The organism is Syntrophorhabdaceae bacterium (assembly GCA_036504895.1).
GTDB lineage: Bacteria > Desulfobacterota > Syntrophorhabdia > Syntrophorhabdales > Syntrophorhabdaceae > PNOM01.
Map to the genome: position 1 here is coordinate 16108 of DASXUJ010000095.1, position 12575 is coordinate 28682.

At 54.4% G+C, this 12575-nt stretch carries 13 protein-coding genes; 9 read left to right on the forward strand and 4 right to left on the reverse strand.

Translation table 11 applies throughout. The features are described 5' to 3' along the window. Window positions 1–145 precede the first annotated feature (145 nt). The 9 genes from VGJ94_13585 (at window position 146) to VGJ94_13625 (ending at window position 8224) form a co-directional block, all read left to right on the forward strand. Entirely contained in the window at window positions 146–847 is a 702-nt protein-coding gene (locus VGJ94_13585) for a GntR family transcriptional regulator (protein ID HEY3277645.1), read from the forward strand. Between the two features lie 12 nt (window positions 848–859). Further along, window positions 860–2119: an ABC transporter substrate-binding protein gene (locus VGJ94_13590; GenBank protein HEY3277646.1), complete on the forward strand. Its 1260-nt coding sequence runs from the start codon at window positions 860–862 to the stop codon at window positions 2117–2119. 57 nt (window positions 2120–2176) lie between these two features. After that, window positions 2177–2956: an ABC transporter ATP-binding protein gene (locus VGJ94_13595; GenBank protein HEY3277647.1), complete on the forward strand. Its 780-nt coding sequence runs from the start codon at window positions 2177–2179 to the stop codon at window positions 2954–2956. Beyond that, entirely contained in the window at window positions 2944–3633 is a 690-nt protein-coding gene (locus VGJ94_13600) for an ABC transporter ATP-binding protein (GenBank protein HEY3277648.1), read from the forward strand. The genes VGJ94_13595 and VGJ94_13600 overlap by 13 nt, the downstream gene beginning before the upstream one ends. 11 nt (window positions 3634–3644) lie before the next feature. After that, complete coding sequence (locus tag VGJ94_13605; GenBank protein HEY3277649.1) at window positions 3645–4307, forward strand: cysteine hydrolase; 663 nt, start codon at window positions 3645–3647, stop codon at window positions 4305–4307. A 106-nt stretch (window positions 4308–4413) separates the two neighbouring features. Then, window positions 4414–5403: a branched-chain amino acid ABC transporter permease gene (locus VGJ94_13610; protein ID HEY3277650.1), complete on the forward strand. Its 990-nt coding sequence runs from the start codon at window positions 4414–4416 to the stop codon at window positions 5401–5403. Next, a complete protein-coding gene (locus VGJ94_13615) occupies window positions 5400–6233 on the forward strand; it encodes a branched-chain amino acid ABC transporter permease (GenBank protein ID HEY3277651.1) in 834 nt (277 codons plus the stop codon). The genes VGJ94_13610 and VGJ94_13615 overlap by 4 nt, the downstream gene beginning before the upstream one ends. Before the next feature lie 28 nt (window positions 6234–6261). Beyond that, on the forward strand, window positions 6262–7596 hold the full coding sequence (locus VGJ94_13620) for a glycerate kinase (GenBank protein ID HEY3277652.1): 1335 nt from the start codon (window positions 6262–6264) through the stop codon (window positions 7594–7596). A 106-nt stretch (window positions 7597–7702) separates the two neighbouring features. After that, window positions 7703–8224 carry a methyltransferase domain-containing protein gene (locus VGJ94_13625; GenBank protein HEY3277653.1) on the forward strand — a complete coding sequence of 174 codons (522 nt, stop codon included), beginning with the start codon at window positions 7703–7705 and terminating at the stop codon, window positions 8222–8224. A 161-nt stretch (window positions 8225–8385) separates the two neighbouring features. On the opposite strand, the gene VGJ94_13630 is transcribed toward VGJ94_13625, so the two are convergent. From VGJ94_13630 to VGJ94_13645, 4 genes are all read right to left on the reverse strand, one after another. Beyond that, a complete protein-coding gene (locus tag VGJ94_13630) occupies window positions 8386–9042 on the reverse strand; it encodes a hypothetical protein (GenBank protein HEY3277654.1) in 657 nt (218 codons plus the stop codon). A 33-nt stretch (window positions 9043–9075) separates the two neighbouring features. Continuing rightward, the gene (locus tag VGJ94_13635) at window positions 9076–11235 is read right to left on the reverse strand and encodes a xanthine dehydrogenase family protein molybdopterin-binding subunit (GenBank protein ID HEY3277655.1); all 2160 of its coding nucleotides are present in this window, start codon (window positions 11233–11235) and stop codon (window positions 9076–9078) included. Then, entirely contained in the window at window positions 11235–11702 is a 468-nt protein-coding gene (locus VGJ94_13640) for a (2Fe-2S)-binding protein (GenBank protein HEY3277656.1), read from the reverse strand. Before VGJ94_13640 ends, VGJ94_13635 begins: the two co-directional genes overlap by 1 nt. Window positions 11703–11985: 283 nt before the next feature. Next, window positions 11986–12543, reverse strand: a complete 558-nt coding sequence (locus VGJ94_13645; protein HEY3277657.1) for a hypothetical protein — start codon at window positions 12541–12543, stop codon at window positions 11986–11988. Between the last annotated feature and the right edge of the window lie 32 nt (window positions 12544–12575).

A 12575-nucleotide genomic window follows, 5' to 3' on the forward strand; every position in this document is an offset into this window, starting at 1 on the left:
ATCCTGTGGTCGTCTTTTATAGCCCAGGGCCGAACCCGCGGGTGCACCGAAGGCCGATATATTTCATGAAATATGAAGTATATTTCACGAAAGAACTTGACAAGGCACGCTGTTTTGATAAAATTAATATATGATGCAGACTAAAGTGAGCAAAGAAAGGTTGAGCAATCAGATATATGCCATACTCAAAGATATGATCGCCAACCAGCGGTTTGGACCAGGAATGCGTATCAATGTGGAGCAGATCGCCAAAGAGGTAGGTGCGAGCCGTACCCCTGTGTGGGAGGCGGTCCATCGGCTCATACAGGAGGGGTTACTCGAAAATATCCCGAACAGGGGTGTTTTTATGGCATCTCTCACGCCCACTATGGCCATCGAGCTTTATACCGTGAGAGAGGTGCTCGAGGGTCTGGCGGCGAGGCTGGCTATATCTCATGCGGATGAAAAGCTCGTAAAAAAAATGAAAAAATGCATCGACGATCAGCGGAAGGTAGTGGAGAAAGAAGACGTTATAGGCTATTCCCGCCTGGATTATGATTTTCATGCCCTTGTCTATGAAGCGAGCGGAAATAAAATACTGCAGGAGATGCTGCAGGCGGTAAAGAACAAGATGAGGCCGATCGCCATGCATATCAGCCCTGTGATCTCCAGTCTCTACGACGATCACGTAAGGATTGTGGACGCCTTCGAGCTGAAGGACCAGGAAAAGGCGGAGGCGGCCTTTCGGAATCATAACCGTAAAATGGTAGAGCAGATCAGAGAGAGCACGGAGACCGATGACTGGAAAGAAGTGGTCGGAGAAAGATCGAACGGCAGGAAAGAGGATTCCGGTACCAAAACAAAATGAGGAGGTATTGCGATGGGTACGAAGATGAAGCTAATGGCAGTTTTTTCCTTGATCTGTTTTATGGCCGCCGGCGGTATATTCGCCGGCGGTGTATTCGCGGCGCCGCCCGATAAGATAAGGGTAGGCCTGATGTTCGGCCTCACCGGCGCGGCTTCTCCTATCGGGCCCCTTCAGCTCGACGGAGCGAAGCTTGCGGTAAAAGAGGTCAATGCAGCGGGGGGCGTGAAGATGGGAGGAAAAAAGGTGCCCATCGAGATTTTTGTAAAAGATGACGAGTCGAAGCCCGATATTGCTATCCGCCGATTCAGAGAGCTGATCGACGAGAGTAAGGTAAACGTCATTGTGGGTCAGACCTTCGCTCCCATATCAGCCGCTCTCAACAAGGAAGTGAAGAAGACCCCGATCGCCTATTTTCCCGTGAATGTCGTGGCCGCCACCATGTTTGAAAAGAACGAGATGGCGGAGACCACCTTTGCGGTGCATGGCAGCGCTTACTCCGCAGGGTATGCAGGAGCATCGTATATTGTTGATAAACTGGGATACAAGAATATTATCTTCTTCGGTCCCGCCTACGCCTTCGGCCGCGATCAGTGGGCAGGGGCGAAGGCAGCATTCGAGAAGCGGGGCATTAAGGTCGACTATGTAGAATCGCCCGTGGGGACCAGTGATTACACCTCTTATCTTCTGAAGATCGGCGAAAAAAAACCCGACATCGTCATGCTCGCCCACTGGGGGGTTGATGCGATCAACGTGCTGAAACAGACCTATGAGACCGGTCTCAAGAAGAAAACGAAGATATGGTTCGACTGGATGACCAACGCCTTCGGAAGCGGCGTGCCGCCCGAGGCGCTGGAAGGCGTCTATTCGCTCATGTCCTGGTACTACGATATGAAGGGTTTTCCCGATGCCGCCATCGTAAAAACTTCGGATGCCTTTGCAAAGAAATTCGAAAAAGAATACAAGTATCCGCCTGACCCTTATTCGGCAATGGCCTATGAAGGCGTTATGGAAGCGGTACGCGCCATGGAGCTTGCCCAGTCGACTGACGGAAAAGCGATGGCGAAGGCTCTGATGGCAAACCCGAAGTTCGATTCCATGAAGGGACAGGGCATGTGGAGGGCCGACCACCAGCCTATATTTAAATATGGCGCCTATGTAGTGGTAGGAAAGGGCGCGAAAGAGAGAAAGGATAAGAAGTGGGACCTTGTAAAGGTGATCGGAGCCTATACGGGTGAAGATTACCTCCCGACCCTGTCTTCCCTGGGATACTGATGGTGAAAAGGGGCGCCCTTTCCGAGGGCGTCCCTTACGATCCTTCAATGAGGAGTTATGAAAGAACAGAATTTCATTGAGACTAAAGGAGTTACGATCCGGTTCAACGGATTGGCCGCGGTTGACGGCGTCGATTTCACCATGAGGGAAGGTGAGGCGGTGGGCGTTATCGGTCCCAACGGGGCCGGCAAGACCACGTTCTTTAACCTTCTTACCGGACTTTTTCCGCCTACCGAGGGGAGCATCTTCTTTGACGGAAAGGAGATCACCAAAGTTCCGCCTCACAAGAGAGTCATGATGGGACTGGTAAGGACTTTTCAGCTTGTCTCCGTCTTCGACTCGCTGAAAGTGATGGATAATCTCATTCTCGCGTCCATAAGGTTCAGAAAGGACCATGGATCGAAGAGGAGGTTTTTCTTTGCCGATGCCCATCAGCCCGAGGTAATGGATAGCTGTGTTCAGGCCCTTCACACGATGGGAATTGAGGGCAAGGCCGACCTCATGACTTCCGAGCTTTCTTACGGAGACAAACGGAAGCTGGAAATTGCGGTGGCCCTGTCTCTTAATCCGAGGGTGCTCCTTCTGGACGAGCCCTTCGCGGGGTTAAGCGATTCCGAAATAGGAGAGGTCCTGCGCATTATAGAGAAGGTGAAGTCCCGGTTCTCCCTCATCCTCATCGAGCATAAAATATCCAGGATCGTCGATCTCGTGGAGAGGTTGTGCGTCATGCACGAGGGCAAGCTGATCGCCCAGGGCATCCCCAATGAGGTGCTTTGCAATACTCTGGTGCGGGAAGTTTACTGGGGCAAAGAGGAGGGCTTGGTATGCTCAGTGTAAAAAATCTGGATGTTGCGTACGGGCACGCGAAGGTCCTCCACGGCATCACCCTCCGTGTCGAGAACGGCGAAATGGCTTTTGTGGCGGGCAGGAACGGGGCGGGAAAGACCACGCTCCTTAAATCGGTGGCCGGTTTTCTGAAACCCTCTTCCGGTTCCATCTTTTTTGAGGAGAAAGAGATCACCGGTCTTGCCCCTGAAAAAATAGCATTAATGGGAATACGATATGTTTTTCAGGATAAGAGGGTATTCTCGCAGCTTACGGTAAAGGAGAACCTCGAGCTTGCGGCCTATCCCACCCGTGAGAAAATAGCGGATGCCATCGCCAAGGTGGTCAGCATCTATCCCAAGATCGAGAAATACCTGAATGCGAGAGCAGGGAGCTTGAGCGGGGGCCAAAGGCAGATTTTACTCATCGGGCGCGCCCTTGTGGGAAATCCCAGGCTGCTTCTTATCGACGAGCCCACCGAGGGCCTTGCCGCCGGGACCATTAATGATATCCTCAATGTCCTTTCCCTGATGAAAGGAAAGGTATCGATGGTGATCGTGGAGCAGAATCTCTCTGTAGTCGGTATGCTTGCCGACAAAGTCTATGTGATGAAAGAAGGCAAAGTGGTGACGGAACTCACGGAAAAAGGGGAAATAAACAATAAAAGCCAGTTGGAACAATACCTGTAAGGAGGACAATTATGAGCGCACCAAAAATTGAGGCATCAAAGACCGCCATCGTTTTGATCGAGCCGCAATACGATTTTCTGAAACCGGGCGGTTCAATGTACCAGTTTATCGCGCAGCAGCTTGAGAAACGGAACGTGATCCCCAATCTCGTCGACCTCATCGACAGGGCGAGGGGCAAGGTCAAGAAGATCATCTACGTGCCCTTCGAGGCATTCGAGCCGGGTTTTCCCGAGATAGATCCTCACGGTCCGGGAATGGGAGGTTTGAGGGGCCTCGAAATAGACATGCCCACCGGCTGGGAGATCGAAGGCAAACCGGTCAGCGGCGCCTGGGTGGCGGGAACACTGGGCCCGGAGATCATCCCGGAGCTCACGCCCAAGAAGGGAGACCTGATCGTGAGAGGCAAGAAAACCCTTGACGCGTTCTGGTCCACGGCCCTCGACTATACTTTGAGGGTCAATATGATCGAATATGTCGCCATCGTCGGATTTCACACCAACTGGTGTGTCGAATCGACCGCGAGATCGGCGTATGACAAGGGCTACAGGGTAATTGTGGTCGGCGACTGTACGGGGACTGACACGGATATGGAACAGGATTATGCCGAGAAATATATATTCCCGAAAATCGGCCATGTAATGAACCACGAGGATTTCCTGAAGAGCCTCATATAAGTGTTTTAAATATCGGAGCGGATCGGAAGGATCCTTATCAGGCAGTAATCCTGGATTCGGGCCTTCCGTGCCCCCGGCACCCGCGGAGTCTTAAGAGGAGGACAGTTTGAGCGCGAGCAGTCCCTACGGAAAAAAGAATTCATATATTGCAACCGGTCCGAGAAGCGTCATGGATATCGCGATAATCGCCGCGGCCTTCATCGTTCTGGTCCCCGTGCTGGGGATAAACAGGACCACCGATTTCATAATCTTCTGTATTTTCGTCCTCGGATATAATCTCCTTTATGGCTACATGGGCCGCCTTTCCTTCGGTCATATGCTCTATCTGGGCACGGGGGCATACGCACTTACCCTCTTTACGGAGCATGTTTCGAAGAACCCGATCCTCGCAATTCTCGCCGGTATTTGTGCCGGAGCGTTAATAGGCATAATCCTCGGACCTATCATCGTACGGACCTCGGGCGCCTGTTTTGCCCTTATCAACCTGGCATTCGACCAGGTCGGATATTTTCTCGTTATCGTCGCCTTCTCAAAATATACCGGGGGCGAGGACGGTATGTCAGCCTACTTCGGAAAGCTACCGCTTCTCGATTTCGGTAAAAAACCGGTCATATTCGGATTCGTCCTCTTCTGCCTTCTTCTTACCTATTATTTGCTGAAGAAGTTTACTTCCTCGCCCTACGGCGTATTGATCAAGTCCATAAAGGAGAATGAGACGAGGGTAAAATTCCTGGGCTACAACACTTTTGCGTATAAGTGGGCAACTTTCATAATATCTACTTCCATATCCGCCTTTGCAGGGGCGCTTTCAATTCTCAATTACGGCTACGTGACGCCCAGTTTCATCGATCCCTCAAGGGCCGTGGAAGTCATATTCGCAGCCCTCATCGGAGGGGCGGGAAGTCTCTATGGCTCCATAATCGGTGGAGTCGTATATATGGCCATAAGCAATTATCTCGCCTCCTATATACCGAGATGGGAAATGTTTCTCGGTTTTGCCCTTCTTATCAGCGTCTTCAGGTTCAGGTCGGGCATCTGGGGGTTTATAGTCGAAAGAATAGAGAAAAGACACAACCCGTCAGCGAGGCAATCATGATAAATACCATCGCATATGGATTGACTATCGGCGCGATACTCTACATTATCAGCATAGGGCTCTCCCTTACCTTCGGCACGATGAGGATCGTGAACTTCGCTCACGGTTTCGTCTATACGGCAGGGGCCTATCTGCTCGTCACCTCCCTTCCTCTCGTGAGAGACAACTTCATCCTCGGTGCGGTACTGGCTGTAGCCGCCGTGATTCCCATCAGCTATGTGATCGAGAGATTCGTAATCAGGAAGCTCTATGGCGTGTCGATAGACTATGCGATTATCGCCACCTATGCGGTGGTGCTCATAGGCATCGACCTTATCAAGTGGATATGGGGTGCGGCGCCCATACCCCTTTCCGATCCGGTGGGTATCGACGTCTCTCTGGGGGGAGTGACCCTTCCCCTGTACCGTTTGATCATCATCATGCTTTCCCTGATCATCTTCCTCTCTCTTTCGCTCTTCTTCAAAAAAACGATGGTGGGTAAGATCGTGGTGGCCTCCCTGGAAGACAAGGACGCCGCACGAAGTCTGGGGATTAGCGTCGACAAGTATTTCTCCTATGTCTTTATCATAGGGAGCTGCCTTGCCGCCCTGGGCGGCGTCCTGTACGCTCCCATTACCTCGGTTCACCCCTATATGGGAATGATGGTGCTTCTCATAAGCTTTGCCGTAGTACTCGTGGGGGGTCTCGGAAATGTGAAGGGCACTTTCGTCTCCGCCTTCGTCCTCGGAATGATCATGGCAATCACGGGGCGGTTTTGGGGGCCTGCCGCAGAGACTATGGTTTTTGTGGTTATGGGCATAGTACTCATTTTTAAACCGATCGACGTGTGAGACAGGAGGACAGGGGAGCTGCCATTTCATGAATCCGCAAAGCTTGTTGCGACAGATATTCGAAAGCGCCCTCCAGGCTGTTGACCCTTACGAAACCGTAAAGGTCCATGGAGACGTCATTTTATCCCAAATGAGGAGGGGGAAATACGGCAGACTGAAGATCGTCAGTTTCGGCAAAGCCGCTTATCTGATGGCAAAGGCCCTTCAGGATCAGGCATCCGATCTGATCGGTTCCGGCATAGTAATCACAAAATACGGTCATGCCCAGACTGAGCGTCTCGGAGCGGTTATGGTGAGGGAGGCGGGCCATCCTCTTCCTGATTTAAAGGGATATGAGGCAACGAAGGAGGCAGTACATATTGTGGGCGAGGGTGATAGCCCCGCACTTATCGCCTGCCTCATTTCAGGCGGAGGCTCGGCCCTCCTGGTCGCTCCCTACGGAGAGATAACTCTCGCGGAGAAACAGAAGGCAACCAGCCTTCTCCTGAGGGGCGGGGCAGATATTACCGAGGTAAATACGGTTCGGAAACACATTTCCCTGGTTAAGGGAGGGCGGCTTGCAGGCCTCGCCTCTCCAAGCAGGGTGATCTCCCTTATCCTCTCCGACGTAATAGGGGACAGGCTCGACGTAATCGCCTCGGGCCCCACTGCACCGGACAACACCACCTATTCAGATGCCCTTGCGGTGATTGCCAAATATGGTCTGGGCAGTGAAATGCCTCCCGGCGTGCTCGACGTCCTGAAGCGAGGGGCAGGCCACGCATTGCCGGAGACGCCGAAGGGAGGGGATCCGATCTTTGCCAAAGTAGAAAATATAATAATAGGGAACAATAAGATGGCTGCCGCCGCCGCAAAAAGGAAGGCCGAATCCCTGGGTTTGGCTACTACGGTCATCTCCACTGAAGTCCGGGGCGAAGCAAAACTCCTGGGGCGGACCCTTGCGGAGAGGGCAAAGAAAAGTTTGGAGGCAATGCGGCAGACGCGGTGCAGGGCCCGAAAAGGCATTTGTCTCATTTCCGGGGGAGAGCCTACCGTGACGGTGACCGGAAACGGGCAAGGGGGGCGGAATACGGAGCTTGCCCTGGCCTTCGCGAGAGAGATCGAAGGAGTGAAAGGCATTACCTTTCTTTCGGCAGCCACGGATGGGACAGACGGACCGACGGACGCGGCAGGGGCGATGGTGGACGGCAACACCACATCTATCGCGAGAAGGACGGGGACAGACCCCCTGGAGCACCTGAACAACAATGATTCTTATAATTTCTTCCGAAAGGCAGGCGGGCTTTTCATGACCGGCCCGACAGGCACCAATGTCATGGACCTTCACATGGCGATTATCGAATCACCGGTTGATAAGGGCTGATCGCCACCCCGGGGACCGAGCTTTATCCTGTTACCCTTATCCGGTATTATATTAGAACATGATCCCCTTCAATCGCCTGGGCTTCCTTTTCAAAATTTTTGGAATCATGATCTATCCCGGGGAGGCCAGGGTCCGCCTGAGCACGATCGGCCGCCGACTGGCGCTGCGGGCGCGCGTACTCGATCTCGGCGGCGGGACAGGGGTATTGGCTGATCTTATCCACAGGGTAAGGCAGGACCTCCGCTGCGTTGCAGCGGACCCTGCGCTAGGGATGCTTGAAAAAGGCTCTCCCCATATACTTAAGGCGGCGGGCCTGGCGGAGAGCCTGCCTTTTAAGGAAAATATTTTCGAAGCCGTGCTCATAGGCGATGCCCTCCATCACTTCGATGACCCCTTCAAAGCAATACTGGAGGTGATGCGGGTCCTGAAGTCCGATGGCATACTTTTCATATTCGACATGGACCCGGAGACTTTTGCGGGAAGGATCATTTACCGTGTGGAGAAGCTCATGAGAGAGCCCGCGCGGTTTCGTCCGCCCGAAGAGCTGAGTAAGATCCTTACCGATTACGGATTCCGGGTGAGAACGGAAAGGTATGACTGGAGGTACTCCATAACCGCAGAGCTATAGCCGGCTCCCTTCGGTCCAAATCGTCTATTTCCAGCTTTTAATTACAATCCCGCAAAACCAAACATCAGAACGAGGGCAGGAGAGAGGAGGGCTGCCGCAAATGCGCGTCTCACGGGTCATCTTGAATGCCTCAGGGTTTCCGAAATACCGTTTTCAGCTCATTAGTCCGGACAGGAGGCGCCTTTCGAAGCCCATTCCGTCATATATTTTACGAATGTGGTATGAGCCATGGGGACGGGGTCGCGTCCCTCTCCGGGGCTCCATCCCCAAAGGACGATCGGCGTATTGAGGTGCTCGACAATCTCCATGGGGTTCCTGTTGCCGTTTTTCGCGGGGTCCCTCATCTGAACGCAGAGATCGTGGGCGGTCTTCTTCTCGAACACCATGGGCGTGTCCTCGGGAGGCAGCTCCCATCCCGGAGCCCCGGGCGGCATATGCAAACCGGGAAGGTTTTTCGTCTGGTGGCAGCTCCCGCACTGCATCGGGTTCTTGCCCATGCCCGACGGCCCGCGTTTCACCAGCATGTCGTGAGGTCGGCCCTCGTTGCCCTGGAGAGGGGCATCGCCGAGAGGGTGGCAGTTGACGCACCGGGGGTTCATAAATACGGGGTATGCGGCGAGGAAGGCTTTGGCGGAGGCCGCGGAATCCGGCATCGTCTCGGCATAGACGGGGCTTACATCCGGGACCTGTGCTATCAAGGTTCCCGTCACCCATGAATCCAGGGTCCACATCAAAACGGCCGTTATAGCCATGGAGGAGACTACGATAGCTGCGAATATCCCTCTGATCATCTTTAGCCTTTCTCCGGTATTATTCACGATACCTCCTTCCCAAAATCCTTCAGAGCGTAGCTATACCTTCTTGAGGTCTATTGCGGCGATAGGCAGTCGCCTCACCCGCTTTCCCGTCGCGGCAAAAATGGCGTTGGCTACTGCGGGAGCGATAGGCGGCGTGCCGGGTTCCCCCACGCCGCTGGGGTTTTCCGTGCTCGGGACGATGTGTACCTCCACGACAGGCATCTCATTCATGCGCAGGACCGGATAGTCGTGGAAATTGCTTTGCTCGACGCGCCCGTTTTTGAATGTAATCGCCCCGTGGAGGGCCGCGGAGAGTCCGAAGACTACCGCTGATTCCAACTGGGCTTCTATGGTCAGGGGATTGACGGCCCGGCCGCAGTCAATGGCGCATACTACCCGGTGGACCCGGGGCGTGCCGTCGGAATTCACCGAGACCTCGGCCACCTGGGCCACAAAACTGCCGAAAGATTCGTGCATTGCGATGCCGCGACCGCGACCCTCGGCCAGCCTGGAGCCCCATCCCGCCTTTTCAGCCGCAAGGTCCAGCACCCCTCGATGGCGGGGGTGACGGGAGAGGAGGGTGCGACGGAATTGGTAGGGGTCCCTGCCAGCCTTATGGGCAACTTCATCGATAAATCCCTCCACCACGAAGGCAGTATGGGAGTGGCCCACCGAGCGCCACCATTGCACGGGAATTCCCGGCTTGGGGCTGTGAAGGTCGACGAGGAGGTTCGGGATTTCGTAAGGGATCTCCTTTGCCCCTTCGACGGAGGCGTCGTCAACCCCGTTCTTGATCATTTTTTCCGCGAAGGGTGTGCCTTCCATGATCGATTGGCCTGCGATCGTATGATGCCATGCAACCAGGTTTCCTTTTCCGTCGAGCTGCGCCCTCAGCCGGTCATACCACATGGGGCGGTAATAGCCGCCTTTCATGTCATCTTCCCGGGTCCAGATTACCTTTACCGGTTTTCCCGCGGCCTTGGCGACCCGCACGGCCTCGCCTACAAAATCGGAGTAGGGGTTGCCCCTGCGGCCGAAGCCGCCGCCCAGGTACTGGGTATGGACCTTGACTGCTTCGGGTTTTAAACCGGAAATTTTCGCGGCTGTATCCCGGTCGCCAGTCTGCATTTGCGTGCCGGTCCAAATGTCGCATGTCTGCTGTTTAAGATCCACAAGACAGTTCAGGGGCTCCATTGGCGCATGGGCGAGATAGGGAACCTCATACTCGGCCGCGAGCTGGAGGCCCTTGTCAGCGAAGGCCTTTTCAGGGTTTCCCTCCCTCCTTGCCTCCATACCTGATTTCTGCACAAGCTGACTGTACTGGGCGCTCATTCCCAGGGTGGAGAGCCCGGCATTCGGCCCCTCGTCCCATGTGATCTCAAGAAGGTCTCGCCCCAGTTTGGCCGACCAAAAGCTTTCCCCTACCACCGCGACTCCGGAATCGACCTGAAAAACCCCTTTCACCCCGGGGACAGCCCGGGATCGCACGTCCCTAAAATTCCGAACCTTTGCCCCGAATACGGGAGGACGGGCCACCAATGCCACGAGCATACCCTCGGCCCTCGAATCGATTCCGAATATGGCTTTTCCCTTCACTTTTGGCGGGCTGTCAATGCGGGGGGTCGGCTTTCCTATAAGGGTGAAAGCCGAAGGGTCTTTAAGTTTCAGTTTTTGGGGTACAGGCAGGAACGCTGCCTTCGCGGACAATTCGCCATAGGTCAACTTTTTCCCGCTCTCGTGATAGATCACCCCTTTTTCGGCCCGGCAGGTGCTCCGATTCACTCCCCAGGTGAGGGCAGCGGCGCTGAGAAGCATTTCCCTCCCTGCGGCGCCGACTTTGCGCATCCTGTCCCATTCCGTGGAGACGGACGTACTGCCTCCGGTGACCTGGGAACCGAAAACCGTATGGTTATATATGGGGGCCACGCCGGAAGCCTCGATGCGGACCTTATTCCAGTCACATTCCAGTTCTTCCGCCATAATCATGGGCAAAGAGGTATAGACCCCCTGTCCCATTTCCGATTTATTGAGTATCATGGTGACCGTTCCCTCCCGGTCGATACGAAGAAAAGCGCCCGGTGTGTAAGGGGCATCCCCGGGACCTGCGGCCCGGCCCGTCTTCACCGGAAAATAAATAAACCCGAGGAGCAGGCCCCCGCCCGCGAGGGTGGTCGAAAGAAACTGACGTCGGCTGAGGTTGACGATGTCTCTCATTATTGTCCCCCCTCAGCCATCATTCCCGCCGCCCGATGGATCGCGCGTCGGATACGCTGATAGGTGCCGCAACGACAAATATTTCCCGACATGGCTTCATCGATATCCTTGTCGGTGGGCTTGGGATTCTCCTTGAGAAGGGCTGCGGCCGACATGATTTGCCCGGAATGGCAGTACCCGCATTGAGGTACATCCTCCGCGACCCACGCCCGCTGTACCGGGTGAGAGCCTTCCGGAGAAAGTCCTTCGATGGTCACGATGTCCTTGCCCACGATGGCTTCGACAGGGGTGACGCAGGAACGCACCGCTTCGCCGTTTATATGTACCGTGCAGGCCCCGCACAGGGCCATGCCGCACCCATATTTTGTCCCGGTCAGGCCGATATTTTCGCGGATCACCCACAGGAGCGGAGTATCGGGCGGGACATCCACGTCATACTTTCTCCCGTTTACTTTGAGTGTAATCATAGGTACCTCCCGGTATATCGCGCCATCCGGTCCGGCACCCGGGAGCCCCCGGAATTGCACCGGAACGTCTTGAAGTGCCTTCTTTACGAAAGGAATCTAACCACCCCGGCAGGATTTGTCGAGAGAAGAACAGGTCGCTCTGAAATGTGAGAGAATGGTTTTCAGAAGAAGGGGCGCTGCTTCCGGAATCACGAAAGCACAGAACAACTCAATTTAGATTGTGAAGAAAGGCATACCGTTTCTTGATGAGCCCTCCGCCGATACTTCCTTTAAATACGGGAGCCTACCCGGTCTCCGCCCGGAATATGAATCTCAAGGCAATGAGGCAGAAACCAATGAAGACACTGTACCCTCCCAAGACCAAGCTAAAGAGCCGCATCCCCGGAAGGAGGTAGGCCAATAACCCTCCGAACGCGACGGCGACAACGCCGGTCAGGGCTATGGTCCGCCTTCCGGCATCCCCAAGAAAACCCAGGGCGAGAACCTGCAGTATCCCGGTGACCATAAATCTGGCGATGATAAAGTAGGGAAGAAAAATACTGCCCGTATGAGCTATTATGCCACTAAAGGCGACAGGGCCCAGAAGGGTCAATATGCTTGCGCATATGGACGCTCCGCCCTCGGCAGTGAAAATCCAGCTTCCCCGATCCTTTCGGAAGAAGCTGAAGATCAATGCAAGAAGACCGTCGGTAAAGGCATAAAAGAAAAAACATATCGCCAGAGAACTTTGGTCTGATATGGCCCACCCAAGAACAGCACAGCCGAACAAGAGAGAGGCGGCGCCCCGGGACGGGAGAAACCAATTGAAGAGATTACCACTCTTGCCTGTCTTTGGTACCATGGCCATTCTCCTTTCTATTTTTTTAACCTGCG

Coding starts and splice junctions, on each gene's coding strand:
- VGJ94_13590 (HEY3277646.1), top strand. CDS start 860: ATGGGTACGAAGATGAAGCTAATGGCAGTTTTTTCCTTGATCTGTTTT.
- VGJ94_13595 (HEY3277647.1), top strand. CDS start 2,177: ATGAAAGAACAGAATTTCATTGAGACTAAAGGAGTTACGATCCGGTTC.
- VGJ94_13600 (HEY3277648.1), top strand. CDS start 2,944: ATGCTCAGTGTAAAAAATCTGGATGTTGCGTACGGGCACGCGAAGGTC.
- VGJ94_13605 (HEY3277649.1), top strand. CDS start 3,645: ATGAGCGCACCAAAAATTGAGGCATCAAAGACCGCCATCGTTTTGATC.
- VGJ94_13615 (HEY3277651.1), top strand. CDS start 5,400: ATGATAAATACCATCGCATATGGATTGACTATCGGCGCGATACTCTAC.
- VGJ94_13620 (HEY3277652.1), top strand. CDS start 6,262: ATGAATCCGCAAAGCTTGTTGCGACAGATATTCGAAAGCGCCCTCCAG.
- VGJ94_13625 (HEY3277653.1), top strand. CDS start 7,703: ATGATCTATCCCGGGGAGGCCAGGGTCCGCCTGAGCACGATCGGCCGC.
- VGJ94_13635 (HEY3277655.1), bottom strand. CDS start 11,235: ATGAGAGACATCGTCAACCTCAGCCGACGTCAGTTTCTTTCGACCACC.
- VGJ94_13640 (HEY3277656.1), bottom strand. CDS start 11,702: ATGATTACACTCAAAGTAAACGGGAGAAAGTATGACGTGGATGTCCCG.
- VGJ94_13645 (HEY3277657.1), bottom strand. CDS start 12,543: ATGGTACCAAAGACAGGCAAGAGTGGTAATCTCTTCAATTGGTTTCTC.